17 protein-coding genes are annotated in these 14,663 nt (G+C 66.1%); 1 reads left to right on the top strand and 16 read right to left on the bottom strand.

Features of this window, described 5'->3' with window-relative positions; translation table 11 throughout:
* Positions 1–27: 27 nt before the first annotated feature.
* The 14 genes from rplE to rpsJ form a co-directional block, all read right to left on the bottom strand.
* Positions 28–609, bottom strand: a complete 582-nt coding sequence (gene rplE, locus ACZYZ3_RS02270; protein WP_024366124.1) for a 50S ribosomal protein L5 — start codon at positions 607–609, stop codon at positions 28–30.
* A complete protein-coding gene (gene rplX, locus ACZYZ3_RS02275; protein ID WP_307460561.1) occupies positions 609–968 on the bottom strand; it encodes a 50S ribosomal protein L24 in 360 nt (119 codons plus the stop codon). Before rplX ends, rplE begins: the two co-directional genes overlap by 1 nt.
* Before the next feature lie 3 nt (positions 969–971).
* On the bottom strand, positions 972–1,340 hold the full coding sequence (rplN, locus tag ACZYZ3_RS02280; protein WP_003803789.1) for a 50S ribosomal protein L14: 369 nt from the start codon (positions 1,338–1,340) through the stop codon (positions 972–974).
* A gap of 1,233 nt (positions 1,341–2,573) precedes the next feature.
* A complete protein-coding gene (gene rpsQ, locus ACZYZ3_RS02285) occupies positions 2,574–2,882 on the bottom strand; it encodes a 30S ribosomal protein S17 (RefSeq protein WP_123257073.1) in 309 nt (102 codons plus the stop codon).
* Entirely contained in the window at positions 2,879–3,208 is a 330-nt protein-coding gene (rpmC, locus tag ACZYZ3_RS02290; RefSeq protein ID WP_463962239.1) for a 50S ribosomal protein L29, read from the bottom strand. The genes rpsQ and rpmC overlap by 4 nt, the downstream gene beginning before the upstream one ends.
* A gap of 2 nt (positions 3,209–3,210) precedes the next feature.
* The gene (gene rplP / locus ACZYZ3_RS02295; RefSeq protein ID WP_024366129.1) at positions 3,211–3,627 is read right to left on the bottom strand and encodes a 50S ribosomal protein L16; all 417 of its coding nucleotides are present in this window, start codon (positions 3,625–3,627) and stop codon (positions 3,211–3,213) included.
* Positions 3,628–4,473, bottom strand: a complete 846-nt coding sequence (gene rpsC, locus ACZYZ3_RS02300) for a 30S ribosomal protein S3 (RefSeq protein ID WP_463962240.1) — start codon at positions 4,471–4,473, stop codon at positions 3,628–3,630. It abuts the gene before it with no gap.
* A complete protein-coding gene (rplV, locus tag ACZYZ3_RS02305) occupies positions 4,474–4,839 on the bottom strand; it encodes a 50S ribosomal protein L22 (RefSeq protein WP_069949298.1) in 366 nt (121 codons plus the stop codon).
* Between the two features lie 38 nt (positions 4,840–4,877).
* A complete protein-coding gene (rpsS, locus tag ACZYZ3_RS02310; RefSeq protein WP_018773666.1) occupies positions 4,878–5,159 on the bottom strand; it encodes a 30S ribosomal protein S19 in 282 nt (93 codons plus the stop codon).
* A 12-nt stretch (positions 5,160–5,171) separates the two neighbouring features.
* Positions 5,172–6,011, bottom strand: a complete 840-nt coding sequence (rplB, locus tag ACZYZ3_RS02315; protein ID WP_069949299.1) for a 50S ribosomal protein L2 — start codon at positions 6,009–6,011, stop codon at positions 5,172–5,174.
* A gap of 30 nt (positions 6,012–6,041) precedes the next feature.
* Complete coding sequence (gene rplW / locus ACZYZ3_RS02320) at positions 6,042–6,347, bottom strand: 50S ribosomal protein L23 (RefSeq protein WP_024366132.1); 306 nt, start codon at positions 6,345–6,347, stop codon at positions 6,042–6,044.
* A complete protein-coding gene (rplD, locus tag ACZYZ3_RS02325) occupies positions 6,344–6,967 on the bottom strand; it encodes a 50S ribosomal protein L4 (protein WP_463872982.1) in 624 nt (207 codons plus the stop codon). The genes rplW and rplD overlap by 4 nt, the downstream gene beginning before the upstream one ends.
* A gap of 4 nt (positions 6,968–6,971) precedes the next feature.
* Positions 6,972–7,622 carry a 50S ribosomal protein L3 gene (rplC, locus tag ACZYZ3_RS02330; RefSeq protein WP_024366134.1) on the bottom strand — a complete coding sequence of 217 codons (651 nt, stop codon included), beginning with the start codon at positions 7,620–7,622 and terminating at the stop codon, positions 6,972–6,974.
* A gap of 17 nt (positions 7,623–7,639) precedes the next feature.
* Positions 7,640–7,948 carry a 30S ribosomal protein S10 gene (gene rpsJ / locus ACZYZ3_RS02335; protein WP_024366135.1) on the bottom strand — a complete coding sequence of 103 codons (309 nt, stop codon included), beginning with the start codon at positions 7,946–7,948 and terminating at the stop codon, positions 7,640–7,642.
* Positions 7,949–8,406: 458 nt separating this feature from the next.
* Between rpsJ and ACZYZ3_RS02340 the strand changes: the two genes are divergently transcribed.
* Positions 8,407–9,834: a GH1 family beta-glucosidase gene (locus ACZYZ3_RS02340; protein WP_463962241.1), complete on the top strand. Its 1,428-nt coding sequence runs from the start codon at positions 8,407–8,409 to the stop codon at positions 9,832–9,834.
* Between the two features lie 56 nt (positions 9,835–9,890).
* Here the strand turns inward: ACZYZ3_RS02340 and ACZYZ3_RS02345 are convergent, their stop codons facing one another.
* On the bottom strand, positions 9,891–10,016 hold the full coding sequence (locus tag ACZYZ3_RS02345; RefSeq protein ID WP_282379773.1) for a hypothetical protein: 126 nt from the start codon (positions 10,014–10,016) through the stop codon (positions 9,891–9,893).
* 47 nt (positions 10,017–10,063) lie between these two features.
* A complete protein-coding gene (locus ACZYZ3_RS02350) occupies positions 10,064–14,239 on the bottom strand; it encodes a hypothetical protein (protein WP_463962242.1) in 4,176 nt (1,391 codons plus the stop codon).
* Positions 14,240–14,663 lie beyond the last annotated feature (424 nt).

The raw sequence follows: 14,663 nt of genomic DNA on the forward strand, positions 1-14,663 counted from the left end.
CACGGTCGGACCTTTTACGTAGCTAGATTAATCTTCGGTCTTGAACGGGAAGCCAAGCGCCTTGAGCAGCGCGCGGCCTTCGTCGTCGGTCTTGGCAGTGGTCACGACGGTGATGTCCATGCCGCGAACGCGGTCGATGGAATCCTGGTCGATCTCGTGGAACATAACCTGCTCGGTCAGACCGAAGGTGTAGTTGCCGTTGCCGTCGAACTGCTTGCCGCTGAGGCCCCGGAAGTCGCGGATACGCGGCAGAGCCAGCGTGACCAGACGGTCCAGGAATTCCCACATGCGGTCCCCACGCAGAGTTGCGTGTGCACCGATCGGCATGCCTTCGCGCAGCTTGAACTGTGCGATCGACTTGCGGGCCTTGGTTACCTGCGGCTTCTGGCCGGTGATCAGGGTCAGATCGCGGACAGCGCCGTCGATCAGCTTGGAGTCCTTGGCGGCATCTCCAACACCCATGTTCACAACGACCTTGACCAGACGGGGAACCTGGTTGACGTTCTCGTACTTGAATTCCTCAACGAGCGTGCTCTTGATGGAATCCGCGTACTTGGTCTTCAGACGAGGAACGATCTTGCTTGCCGGAGTCTCGAGAGTCTCAGTCATTAGATGTCCTTCCCTGAGCTCTTGGCCACGCGGACACGCACGTCGCGCTTCACGCCATCGCGCTCAACGGTCTCGGTGCGGAAACCGACGCGGGTGGGCTTCTTGGTGGACGGGTCAACCAGAGCCACGTTGGAGATGTGGATCGTAGCCTCGACGACTTCGATGCCACCGGTCTTGGTGCCGCGCTGCGACTGACCGACCTTGGTGTGCTTGGTTACGCGGTTAATGCCTTCGACCAGCACGCGGTTGGTCTCGGGGAAAACGCGCAGAACCTTGCCCTGCTTGCCTTTGTCGCCGCCGCGCTCAGCCTTGGCGCCGGTGATGACCTGAACGAGGTCACCCTTTTTGATCTTAGCCATGGACTAAAGCACCTCCGGAGCCAGAGAAACGATCTTCATGAACTTCTTATCGCGAAGTTCACGACCAACCGGTCCGAAGATACGGGTACCGCGGGGGTCACCGTCGTTCTTCAGGATCACAGCTGCGTTCTCGTCAAACTTAATGTAGGAACCATCCGCACGGCGGCGTTCCTTCTTGGTACGGACGATGACAGCCTTGACGACATCGCCCTTCTTTACGTTGCCGCCCGGAATTGCGTCCTTGACGGTAGCGACGATGACGTCGCCAATGCCTGCGTAGCGACGGCCAGATCCACCGAGAACGCGAATGGTAAGGATTTCCTTAGCACCCGTGTTGTCGGCGACCTTGAGTCGCGACTCCTGCTGAATCACTATTTACTCCTTGCGTCGCGCGGGTTCTCAGACCGAAAATCTTCCTACGGAATGAGCCTTGCGGAACGGTTGATCGGGGTGTCTCTTGACCTGCCTGGATTTTGCCAGACCAGGCCTAAACTCCCGTGCCAAAAACATTTGCTTCCCACGCGGATCCCGACGGATCGGGCGCTAGGGGGCACTATGCCGTGGCACGATTGTTTACGAGGTTGATGACGGCGCACAGAGGGCGCCATACAAACTCAAGATCTTAGCACGTTTCGGGCGTATCCCCCTATCACAGCTTCGCCGGCGGTCCGGGCTAATCCGGGGCCGTTCAGGGCAACACAGGCACCGCGGCAGCAAGGCCGAACGTGGTTGAACGGGCCAGCACGGCACAGCAGCGCCCGACGGCGTCACGCACGGCAGCCTCTTGGCCCCGCTCGTGCTCCACTTCCCCGGCATCCCGGCCCGCCGGCGTCGCGGGCCTGCCGAAACCCTGCACCTTGTGACACCGGGCGCGTGGCGCGTGACGCGTTGCCCGAGGGCCCGCCGGCCGCCAGCCCGAACGGGGCTGTACAGGCCGGCATGGAACAGCAGCGCCCGACGGCACGCACGGCAGCCTATGGCCCCGCTGGTGCTGCGCTCCGCCGGCATCCCGGCCTGCCGGCGTCGCGGGCGGGCCGAAACCCTGCCCGGAGTGACGCCGGGCGCCCGGCGCGTGGCGCGTTGCCCGAGGGCCCGCCCGCCGCCAGCCCGAACGGGGCTGTACAGGCCGGCACGGCACAGCAGCGCCCGACGGCGTCACGCACGGCAGCCTCTTGGCCCCGCTGGTGCTGCACTCCCCCGGCATCCCGGCCTGCCGGCGTCGCGGGCGGGCCGAAACCCTGCCCGGCGTGACGCGTGACGTGTGACGCGTGGCGCGTGGCGCGTGACGCGTTGCCCGAGGGCCCGCCGTCCGCCGGCCCGAACGGCGCTGCACAGGCCGACACGGCACAGCAGCGCCCGACGGCGTCACGCACGGCAGCCTCTTGGCCCCGCTGGTGCTGCACTCCCCCGGCATCCCGGCCTGCAGGCGTCGCGGGCCTGCCGGAACCCTGCCCGGCGTGACGCCCGGCGCCCGCCGGCGTCGCGAGCGGGCCGAAACCCTGCCCGGCGTGACGCGTGACGCGTGGCGCGGCCGCCGCCAACGGAGAAACCCCCGCTCCCAAAAAGGGAACGGGGGTTTCTCGACTTACAGCGAGGCTGCAGGTGTTACTTGGCCTTCTCGATGATCTCCACCAGACGCCACCGCTTGGTAGCGGAGAGCGGGCGGGTCTCGGCGAGGAGAACGAGGTCGCCGATACCGGCGCTGTTCTCTTCGTCGTGAGCCTTGATCTTCGTGTTGCGGCGAAGGACCTTGCCGTAGAGGGCGTGCTTCACACGGTCCTCGACCTGGACAACGATGGTCTTTTCCATCTTGTCCGAGACGACGTAGCCACGCTTCGTCTTACGGTCACCGCGCTCGGCAGCCGTAGCTGCGTCGGAAACAGTTTCCGTCACGTTCTCGTCCTTTTCACTCACTTGGAGTCCTCCTCGGTCTCAACCTTTTCAGCTTTGTCGGCCTTCTTGGTCGCAGCCTTCTTGGACTTCTTTTCTTCCTTGGCTTCCACAACCGGTGCGGCAACCTGGGCACGAATGCCCAGCTCGCGCTCACGGAGAACGGTGTAGATGCGTGCGATGTCCTTCTTTACCGCGCGCAGCCGACCGTGGTTCTCCAGCTGGCCGGTGGCGGACTGGAAACGCAGGTTGAACAGCTCTTCCTTGGCCTTACGGAGTTCCTCAACGAGTCGCTCGTTGTCGAAACCGTCCAGCTGTGCGGATGCAAGTTCCTTGGATCCTACTGACATTTCTATTCACCACCTTCGCGACGCAGAATGCGTGCCTTCAACGGGAGCTTGTGGATCGCCAGGCGAAGTGCCTCACGGGCAGTCTCTTCATCGACACCGGAGATCTCAAAGAGAACCCGGCCCGGCTTGACGTTTGAGACCCACCATTCCGGAGAACCCTTACCGGAACCCATGCGGGTTTCGGCAGGCTTCTTCGTCAGCGGACGGTCCGGGTAGATGTTGATCCAGACCTTTCCGCCACGCTTGATGTGGCGGGTCATCGCGATACGGGCAGACTCGATCTGACGGTTCGTGACGTATGCCGGGCTCAGAGCCTGGATACCCCATTCACCGAAGGAGACCTTGGTGCCGCCCGTAGCAGCGCCGGAACGACCCGGGTGGTGCTGCTTACGGTGCTTGACTCGACGTGGGATAAGCATTTAAGCCTGTCCTCCTTCTACAGCCGGTGCTGCTGCTGCTTCAACAGCCGGAGCTTCGGCAGCAGCGGGTGCAGCCTCGGCCGGGCGGTCGGTACGACGACGGCGGTCACCACGGTCGCCACGGTCAGCGCCACCCGGGCGGCCCGGGCGGTCGCTGGGACCACGGCCGCGGGACGGAGCAGCAGCTGCCTGCTGAGCCAGTTCCTTGGCGGTGACGTCACCCTTGTAGATCCAGACCTTCACGCCGATGCGGCCGAAGGTGGTCTTGGCCTCGTAGAAGCCGTAGTCGATGTTCGCGCGGAGGGTGTGCAGGGGCACACGGCCTTCGCGGTAGAACTCCGAGCGGGACATTTCTGCGCCGCCCAGTCGACCCGAGCAAGCGATACGGATGCCCTTGGCACCTGCACGCTGTGCGGACTGCATGGCCTTCTTCATCGCACGGCGGAACGCCACGCGGGAAGTCAGCTGCTCAGCAACGCCCTGGGCAACAAGCTGTGCTTCCATCTCGGGGTTCTTGACCTCGAGGATGTTCAGCTGGACCTGCTTGCCCGTGAGCTTTTCGAGCTCGCCGCGGATGCGGTCTGCTTCTGCACCGCGGCGGCCGATAACGATGCCCGGACGTGCCGTGTGGATATCCACACGGACACGGTCGCGGGTGCGCTCGATTTCAACCTTGGCGATACCGGCACGCTCCATGCCCGTGGACATGAGCTGGCGGATACGGATGTCTTCGCGGACGAAGTCCTTGTACCGCTGGCCGGGCTTGGTGCTGTCAGCAAACCAGTGCGATACGTGATCGGTGGTGATGCCGAGTCGGAACCCGTGCGGGTTAACTTTCTGTCCCACTTAGCGCGCCTCCTCTTTCTCCGGGGTAGCGACTACCACGGTGATGTGGCTCGTGCGCTTCTTGATCTGAAATGCACGACCCTGGGCTCGCGGTTGGAACCGCTTCATGGTCGGGCCTTCATCAACATACATTTCGCTGATGATGAGGTCACCTTCGTCAAACGCCACGCCGTCGCGGTCCGCGAGGACCCGGGCGTTGGAGATTGCCGACTGAACTACCTTGAATACCGGCTCTGAAGCTGCCTGCGGGGCAAACTTCAGAATTGCCAGAGCCTCATTCGCTTGCTTACCACGAACAAGGTTGACGACGCGCCGGGCCTTCATAGGCGTTACGCGGATGTGACGCGCAATTGCCTTGGCTTCCATTGCTTTCCTTCTCTCGTCTTTGACGTAAGTGCAGGCGCCTAGCGGCGCTTGCCCTTACGGTCGTCCTTGACATGGCCGCGGAATGTCCGCGTGGGAGCGAATTCGCCGAGCTTGTGCCCGACCATCGACTCAGTGACAAACACGGGGATGTGCTTGCGTCCGTCGTGTACGGCGATCGTGTGGCCGAGCATGTCGGGGACGATCATCGAGCGGCGGGACCAGGTCTTGATGACGTTCTTGGTGCCCTTTTCGTTTTCCCTGGCTACCTTTACAAAGAGGTGCTGGTCAACGAAAGGACCTTTTTTCAGGCTGCGTGGCATGTGTCCAGGCTCCTATCGCTTGTTCTTGCCAGTACGACGGCGACGAACAATAAGCTTGTCGCTCTCTTTGTTGGGACGGCGTGTGCGACCTTCGCGCTTACCGTTCGGGTTGACGGGGTGACGTCCACCGGACGTCTTACCCTCGCCACCACCGTGGGGGTGGTCAACCGGGTTCATGGCGACACCACGGACGGTCGGGCGAACGCCCTTCCAGCGCATACGGCCGGCCTTACCCCAGTTGATGTTCGACTGCTCGGCGTTGCCGACCTCGCCGACGGTTGCGCGGCAGCGCACGTCAACGTTGCGGATTTCGCCGGAAGGCAGACGCAGCTGGGCGAAACGGCCTTCCTTAGCAACGAGCTGGATCGATGCGCCGGCGGAGCGGCCCATCTTGGCGCCGCCACCCGGACGCAGTTCGACCGCGTGGATTACGGTACCGACCGGGATGTTGCGCAGCGGAAGGTTGTTGCCGGGCTTGATGTCAGCGTCGGCACCTGCCTCTACGGTGTCACCCTGGGACAGCTTGTTCGGGGCAATGATGTACCGCTTGGTGCCATCAATGTAGTGCAGGAGTGCGATGCGAGCCGTGCGGTTCGGATCGTACTCGATCTCGGCAACGCGGGCGTTGACGCCGTCTTTGTCGTGGCGACGGAAGTCGATCAGACGGTACTGGCGCTTGTGGCCACCACCCTTGTGACGGGTCGTGATCTTACCGGTGTTGTTACGGCCACCCTTTTTCGGGAGGGGACGTACCAACGACTTTTCCGGCGTCGACCGCGTGATTTCAGTGAAGTCCGCTACGCTCGAGCCGCGACGGCCCGGGGTAGTCGGCTTATATTTACGGATTCCCATAATTTAATTTCCTCGTTAAAGTGGTCTCCGCTACGAGAGCGGACCGCCGAAGATGTCGATCGTGCCTTCTTTGAGGCTCACAATTGCACGCTTGGTGTTCTTGCGGGTACCCCATCCGAATTTGGTCCGCTTGCGCTTACCGGCACGGTTGATGGTGTTGATCGAGTCGACCTTGACGGAGAAGATTTTCTCCACGGCCAGCTTGATCTCGGTCTTGTTCGAGCGGGGGTCCACCAGGAAGGTGTACTTGCCCTCATCGATCAGGCCGTAGCTCTTTTCCGAGACGACGGGTGCAAGCACGACGTCGCGCGGGTCTTTGATGGTGGCTGCACTCACTTGGCATCCTCCTCGTTCTTTGCCACTGCCTTGGAAGCAACGAATGCTTCGTAGGCAGCCTTGGTGAAGACAACGTCATCGGAGACGAGAACGTCGTAGGTGTTCAGCTGGTCTGCGTACAGAACGTGAACATCAGTGAGGTTGCGCACGGAGAGTGCAGCAACATCGTTGGCGCGCTCGATGACAACGAGCAGGTTCTTACGCTCGGAGACACCCCGCAGACTTGCCAGTGCTGCACTGGCGGACGGCTTGGTGCCGGGAACCAGTTCAGCAACGACGTGGATGCGGCCGTTACGGGCGCGGTCAGAGAGAGCACCGCGCAGGGCAGCAGCAATCATCTTCTTGGGGGTGCGCTGGCTGTAGTCACGCGGCGTGGGGCCGTGGACGACGCCACCACCGGTCATGTGAGGAGCACGGATCGAACCCTGACGGGCGCGGCCGGTGCCCTTCTGCTTGAACGGCTTGCGACCTGCACCGGAAACTTCGGCGCGGGTCTTGGTCTTGTGGGTACCCTGGCGGGCTGCAGCGAGCTGGGCAACGACGACCTGGTGCATCAGCGGCACGTTGGTCTGTACGTCGAAGATCTCTGCAGGCAGGTCAACCTTGACAGTGCTAGTCATTGAACTAGGCTCCCTTCACGGCGGTGCGTACGAGTACGACCTGGCCGCGGGCGCCGGGGACGGCGCCCTTGATCAGGAGCAGCGACTTCTCGACGTCAACCGCGTGGACCGTGAGGTTCAGCGTGGTGTGACGAACGGCGCCCATGCGGCCGGCCATTTTCATGCCCTTGAAGACGCGGCTCGGGGTGGATGCGCCACCGATTGAACCGGGCTTACGGTGGTTCTTGTGTGCACCGTGGGAAGCTCCAACGCCGTGGAAGCCGTGACGCTTCATAACACCGGCGAAGCCCTTACCCTTGGTGGTGCCAACGACGTCGATCTTCTGGCCGGCTTCGAAGAGCTCTACGGAGAGCTCCTGGCCCAGCTCGTAAGAGTCAGCATCTGCAGTGCGCAGTTCGACGACGTGGCGGCGAGGCGTGACGCCTGCCTTTTCAAAGTGACCAGCCAGCGGCTTGGTGACCTTGCGGGGATCGATCTGGCCGTAGCCGATCTGAACGGCGACATAGCCATCAGTGTCTGCATTGCGCAGCTGCGTGATGACGTTCGAGTCAGCCTGGACCACAGTGACGGGGATGAGCTTGTTGTTCTCGTCCCAGACCTGGGTCATGCCGAGCTTCGTGCCCAGCAGGCCCTTTACGTTACGGGTTGCGGTCATAGTTTCTCAGCACCTCCCTACAGCTTGATTTCGATGTTCACGTCGGCCGGCAGGTCGAGACGCATCAGCGAATCAACCGCCTTCGGCGTGGGGTCGATGATGTCGATCAGACGCTTGTGAGTACGCATTTCGAAGTGCTCACGGCTGTCCTTGTACTTGTGCGGAGAGCGGATGACGCAGTAGATGTTCTTCTCCGTCGGCAGCGGCACAGGGCCAACTACCGTGGCGCCTGCGCGCGTGACCGTCTCAACGATCTTCCGTGCTGAAGAGTCAATGACCTCGTGGTCGTATGACTTCAGCCGGATGCGGATTTTTTGTCCCGCCATGTCGCCTGACTCTCTTTCGTTAGTGCTGCTCCAGTGAGGGCTGCTCTGTTTACTTGCGTGTTGCATGTGGCTGCCGAAGCAATTGAAGTCGTAACTACCACCCGCCGCACAAGCTGAATCCGGATAAATCCGGGTTCCTCAACCTGCCGACGTAACCGACCCCCGCGGTCGGGCGTGTCGCGCTTTTCGCGCGTACTCGTCCGCAATTCCGTGGGGCTTGGGTTATGTTTGGTCTCCTACTTGGACCCTGACACCCGGCATTATCCGGATCGGGACGCGAAAGAGCGCTTGAACAACTCATCTAGTATGCCGGAATTGCCGGGCAGAAGCGAATCGGCGGCCGGGCGGGGTGTGGTGCCGCCGGCCAGCCGCTGGCCGGGTTCCGCCGTTTCGGAACGGCGCCGGCGCCACCGCTTCCGCTCATTGCCTTCGGCGGACACCGTGGGGATGATGGGGACATGACTGTGCAGGATTCCGTAGCAGTTCAGGCCCTCGCAGCGCGCCTGCGGCCGGATTTCCAGCTGGGAGTTGCCTCGGCCGCTTTCCAGATTGAAGGATCCCTCGCGGCCGGTGGCCGCGGCCCCTCCGGCTGGGACGCCTTCGTCGAGAAGCCCGGCACCATCCAGGACGGCCACTCCCCCGCCATCGCTTGCGACCACTACAACCGCACCGCGGAGGACGTCGAACTGATGCGCACGCTCGGCATCGACTCCTACCGGTTCTCCCTCTCCTGGCCCCGGATCCAGCCGGACGGGACCGGTGCGTTCAACAGCGCAGGGCTCGACTTCTATGACCGGCTCATTGACCAGCTGCTGGAAGCCGGCATTTCCCCCATGGCCACCCTGTACCACTGGGACACCCCGCTGCCGCTGGAACACCGAGGCGGCTGGCTGCAGCGGAGCACCGCGGAACGCTTCGCCGACTACAGCGCGGCGGCCGGCCGCCGCTTCGGCGACCGTGTCGCGCAATGGGTGACGCTCAATGAACCGGTCTCGGTCACGCTCAACGGCTATGCCCTGGGGGTCCATGCTCCGGGCCACGACCTGCTCTTCGATGCCCTGCCCTCCGTGCACCACCAGCTCCTGGGGCACGGCCTGGCCGTGCAGGCGCTGCGCGCGGAGGGGGTCACCGGCGCTGTTGGAGTCACCAACCTGCATTCCCCGGTCCGGCCTGCGTCCCGGTCGGTGACGGACCGGTTCCTGGCCGACATCTTCGACCTGGTCCTGAACCGGGTCTATGCGGACCCCATCCTCCTGGGCCGCTATCCGAAAGTGCCGCTCGTCGCCAGGCCGTGGTTCCGTTCGATGGGGAAGATCTCCGACGCCGACCTGCGGACCATCCACCAGCCCCTCGATTTTTACGGGCTGAACTACTACTACCCCGTGAAGGTCGCGACCGGACGCGGCCCGGGCGAGAGCCCCGCCGGCACCGCTGACGCGATGCTGAAGATGCCGTTCCATATGGCGGCGTTCCCGGAATACGCGACCACGGGTTTCGGCTGGCCGGTGGCGCCGGACCACCTGGGCCCGCTGCTCCGCGAACTGAAGGACAGGTACGGCGCGGCGCTGCCTCCGCTGTACATCACTGAAAGCGGGGCCAGCTTCCCCGAGCCCGAGCACGTGTCCGGCCCCCTGCCGGATACGGACCGGATCCGGTACCTCGCGTCCCACCTGGGGCATGCCGTGGACGCCACCGCGCCGGGCGGCATCGCCGAGGACGTTGAATTGCTGGGCTACTACGTCTGGACCCTGATGGACAACTTCGAGTGGGCGGCCGGGTACTCGCAGCGCTTCGGGCTGGTCCACGTCGATTTCGACAGCCAGGAACGCACGCCCAAGGATTCGTATTACTGGTACCAGGCCCTCAGCAGGGCACGCAAGCTCTGAGCCGGCAGGGCCCGCCAGCGCCGTCCCGCGCCCGCTCAGCTTTGTACGTTGGCGCGTTATTTGTCCCGGTTGGCCCGGTTAATGCGCTTGGCCCGCTCGATCTCGTCGCGGAAGTGCTTCTTGGCCCAAAAAACAGCGGCGACGACGGCAACGGCCACCAGCAGGAAAATCAACCAGCCCATTGTGAGCTCCCTTCGTTGGGAGCAACGATATCAGCGCCCCGCCCCGGTCAACTATGGTCCGCCGGCTCACGGTGCGGTGCCGGCTCGTCAGCCACGGGCTTGCTGCGGTTCAGCCTCCAGACCGCCAGCACGATCAGGGCCGCGGCAATGAGGGCCAGCAGCGCGAAGGTGTACTGGCGCATCGCCCACATGATGCACAGCGCCACTCCTGCCGCACCCCACCAGACAAACCGCCGTTCGCCGAAGGCCAGCCCGGCCATGAGCAGCACGGCCAGCAGGGCCAGGATCCACAGCTGCTGCCCCGCATCACCGCCGAGGATGATCCCCAGCCCGGACAGCGTCAGCAGCCCGGCGCCGCCCGACAACAGCACCCGCCCTGTCCTGCGGTTGCCCGCATTGCGGTTCCCGGACGCCAGGCGCAGGGCTCCCAGCACTCCGGCGAGAAGCACGTACCACTGCAGGGTCCAGAACACGTCGGGCCCGCCGGAGCGTGCGTCGAGTCCGGTGAACAGCACCGCCCGCTGCACCGCCGCCGTCGTGGCGAAGAGTCCCAGTTCCGCACCGGCCCTGCGGGCTCTCGCCGGCGCTTCGGCGCAGCACACCGCGGCGGTGGCGGCCACGAGCGCAGCCCCGGCCCACGCTGTCCCGTCCCACCGCAGCCCGGCGGCCGCGGCGAGGCCAAAACCGAGGACCGCTGCCGACACCAGCGACCAACGGCGGACCGGATCGTCGGCCAGCGGTTCGCGGCGCAGCCACCGGACGGCATACAGTGCCGCCGCCGACGCAGCACAGCCCGCCAGCCAGGGAAGGTAGCTGCCCCAGGCACCCGGCACGGCTTCGAGCAGCACGGAAGCCGACAGTGTGCCACCGGACAGGGCCGCCGCCACCGCCGGCACGTAAAGCGCCGGCCACCGCTCCAGGTGCGACCCCGCAAAACAGACCGCTGCCAGCACCAGGACCGACGCCCCGGTCAGCCCGTCAGCGGCGAGCGGAGCGAGGACCAGGGCAGTCAGGACGAATGCACCGGCTCCGGCCAGCCAGAGCCAGCGTTCGACGTCGGCCCGCGCATTCCGCCGGAACCGCAGCCCGGCGGCGGTGGCGGCCAGCGACAGCACGAGCAGCATCACCACGACGCCCTCGTGGCTGAGGACAGGCCAGTCCAGCAGACCGCCGGCAGGGGTGCCGCCGTCGAACTGGACCAGCGGCCCCAGCGCCACGGCGCCAAACACGGCCGCATAGACCGTCAGGTAGGCGGCCCCGCGGGCCGCAAACACACGGCTGGCCGCCGCTGCGGAGACCAGCAGCAGGGCCGCGTGCAGCAGGAGGACCCAGCGGCCGCCGTCGTCCGGCGCCGCCGCCAGGTAACCGAGCGGAAGCGCCGTCTGGGCGGCGAGCGTGATCCACACCGCTGCTTGCTGGAACGGGACTTCCGTCAGGCGGTGCCGCATCAGCCAGCGGATCACGTGCTGGGCTGCGAGGACCAGCCCGACGGTCACCGCTACGGCGGTGGCCGAGACCGTCACGTCGTAGCTCAGGACGAGCGCCAGCGCCAGGGTCAGCACCCGGGCCGACGCGAAGTATCCGCCCTTGGCGGTGCGGGAGCTGCAGGCCACCACCATCGCAGCGCTGAAGGCTGCAAAGATGCCCAGAACCAGCTCGGTGTCGAGCGCCGACCCCGCACGGGCCAGCAGCAGCATCGTCAGCACCGCCGGGGCAAACACTGCCGTCCGCGGGCGGGTTCGCAGCACGAACCCCGCCGCCGTTGCGCTGAGGGCCAGCATGACGACGGCCGCGGTCAGCTGCCAGCCCCCGGCGGGCCGGTACTGGAGGCCGGACGCCGTGAGGACAGCCAGGGCGGCGGCCTGCAGCACCAGCACCGCGGCGGCGTCGGCGACCACGCCGTAGGGGGCCCGGCGCCGGCGCTCGGCCAGCATTGGGAAAGCCAGCTGCAGCCCCAGCACCAGCACCAGCAGCGACGCAGCCATGAGCTCCTCGCCGCCGAGCAGCAGCGGACCGGTTTCCTGCCGCAGCTGCTGGAAACCCGTCAATACCAGGACGGTGCCGGCCCCTCGGGCCATCCACCAGTAGCCCCACCGCTGCTGCAGCGCACTGCGGCGCAGCGCCGTTGCCACGAGGTAGAGCACTGTCAGGGCCAGGCTGATGTTGCCGCTCCCCGGCGAGACCCCGGCAAAAGCCAGCCCGGCCAGCGCCGCCGCCATGCCCAGGGGCAGCAGTTCACGGACACCGGACCGCCAGGGCGTCCCTGCCGCAGTTTCCCCGGAGAATGCCCAGCCGATGCCAAGGGACATGAGGAGCTGGAGCACGACGCCGGCGCCGGCGAGCGTTCGCCCCGGCGAGTCGTCCACGAGGGCCAGCGCGGCGAGGACGGGGAGTGCCGCGAGGGAGAACGCCGCCAGGCTCGCGTCCGGGGCCAGCGACGGCACGCCCGCCCTGACCATGGCTGCCGTGGCGAGCTGCTGCAGCACGAGAGCCAGCAGGAAAGCGGACAGCACCGGAACAGCGCCGCCGCCGGTCACCGCCGCGGCCACCGCCGGAACGGCCAGCGTGGCTGCGATGCGGGCGGCGAGCACGAAGTACCGGCGCAGGGGCTCCGCCGGCGGCCTGGAGCGCACGGCCCAGAACAGCGCGGCCAGCAACAGGAACACTGCCGGGCTCCAGACGCCGGAACGTCCGCCGAAGGCCGCCGCCACCAGCAGCGCAGCCACCGGGGCCCACTCCGCCGGCCCTCCCAGTCCCGCGGCGAGGGCCATCCCGGTGAGCAGCGCCAGCAACAGCGGCAGCCACACTGGCACGTCGACGGCGGGGTCGGCTGTAGTGCCGACAGCGGCAACGAACACCGTGGCCACGCCCCACAGCACGGTCAGGAGCAGTTGCAGTCCAAAGGTGCCGAGGGCGTCCGCCCGCCGGCGGCCGGCCGACCCCAGCAGCGCGGCCGGCAGCACCGTCAGCCCGGACGCCAGCAGCACGGACTGCAGCGCTGCCAGCACGAGGGCGGTCAGCACCATCCACGGCAGGCTGTCACTCGCAGCCCAGACCGCGGCCGCCGGCGCCACGGTAAGGCTGACCCGCGCGCCGTAGTATTGGCCGACCCGGAAACGGCTCTGCGGGAGCGCCGCCATCAGGGCAAAGTAGGTTCCACTCAGGAACATAATGAACGCGTACTCGCCCGGTCCGAGCAGCATCGGAAGGAAGGTCGCAGCGGCTGCGACGGAGGGGACCACGAACGGATGCAGGTCCATCAGCGGTTTGAGGAACACCGACGGCATCCAGCGGGGACGGGTCAGGGCTAGCAGCGTCAAGATGACCGCGATGGCGATCAGCGCCGCGAAGTACCAGATCAGGGCTCCGCCCACGGTCGAAATCCCGGACCACGCCGTCGACACGACGAACGTCAGGGACAGGTAGGCGAGAATCCTGCTGTCCATCCGGACGGCGGCACCAACATAGGCCACGGTGCCGATGAACGAGGTGACCAGCCAGGCGGCGGGGCCGTCGGGAAGGGTGAAGTTGTACATGGCCAGACCGACCACCGGGATCAGGGCCAGGCCGGTTCCGGCGAAGGCGACGGCGGCCGGCCTGAGCCGCGGGGCCTTCGCATGGAGGATCAGACCGCCGGCATAGAACACCGCGGTGATGGCCACAACGCCGGCGAAGCGGAGGACTGCCGGGAGGCCGGTGCCGATGAACAGGGCACCGGCAGCCACCAGCAGGAGGCTGGCGACGTAGAGAGTGATGTTAATGTTCTGCCGGTCCCGTTTCTCCTTCCGGGCAGCCCGGTCCGCGTCGGACTCCCGAGGAACAGGCGGCGGCGAGGCCACCTGCGGCGCAGCGGGCCGCTGCACCGGCGGGGGCCAGTGCTGATCACGCGTTTCAGGCCGGACCGGCTGTGTTGGCCGGTTCCGGAGCGCCGAGGCAGCCTGGACCGGCGGTGTTGGCCGACCTGGCGGGGCGAGCGGTGGAGCCGCCGCAGCCGGCGGGACGGCCGCCGCCACCGGCTCCCGGGCGGCCTGGGCCACCGGCTCCCGGGCGGCCTGGGCGTCCCGCCAGCCGTGGAGGTGCCCGTCGCGGAAGCCGCCCGCGAAGGCCTGGTTGTTCGCGTCGGAGGCACGACGGCGTTCCCGCGCCCTCCCCCAGCGGAGGCCCAGCAGGAGGGCGCCCGCGACCAGGAGTATTACCAGCAGGGGGTGGACAGCGGTCGACATGAACATCCTTCGTGACTCCGGCTGTCCGTACCCGCCCAGCTCCTGTAAATCCAATGACTAGATGAAATATAGCACCGGTGGACAGTCAGCGGATGCCTGTCCACAGGGCCCGCTCCCGGGCCGGGATCCTCCACGACCAGCGGGACCGTGTCGAACCGCATCGTGGCCCGCCGCCGCAGCCACCGGTCCGTCTGGATCGCCGCGGGCAGCTCGCCGGGGCCGCCGTCGGGTATCTCTCCCGGTCGGCGGGCAAAGCCTGCCCGGCAGTTGGCCCGACGGCTGCCAGGGAATGGTGGCCGTAGGTGCGGACGGTCCGCTCAGGACCTTCTCGGCGATCCCGCCGGTCGCGCCGCTGCCGATCAGCCACAGCCGCCAGTCGGTGTTTGTGCCGACACCCAGGTCCGCGGCCCCGCCGGATCCGGCG

It is taken from the genome of Pseudarthrobacter linnaei, assembly GCF_055412825.1.